At 54.5% G+C, this 233-nt stretch carries 1 rRNA gene; it reads left to right on the top strand.

Annotated elements, in window-relative coordinates:
* Positions 1 to 171: 171 nt before the first annotated feature.
* Positions 172 to 233 (top strand): 5S ribosomal RNA (rrf, locus tag ACCD05_RS32110); the annotation flags it as partial.

Raw genomic sequence — 233 nt, 5'->3', positions numbered from 1 at the left:
TGGAAGCGCAGCAATGTGTGAAGCTTACCGTTACTAATAGCTCGATCGGCTTAATTGTTCTCATTGCTTATGCTCATGCCGTCGAAAGACGGACATGATGCCAAGGCGTGTTCAAGACTAAAAACGAGGCCTAACCGGCCTCACCAGCTTCTCATCGTTGCGCTTCGCTGACCTGGTGGTTATGGCGGGGCGGCTGCACCCGTTCCCATTCCGAACACGGCCGTGAAACGCCC

This window comes from Rhizobium sp. Rhizsp42, from assembly GCF_047304155.1.
In the GTDB taxonomy this organism is placed as follows: domain Bacteria; phylum Pseudomonadota; class Alphaproteobacteria; order Rhizobiales; family Rhizobiaceae; genus Rhizobium.
Note: the sequence above shows the minus strand (reverse complement) of the source record. Positions and strands in the feature narration are given on the sequence as shown.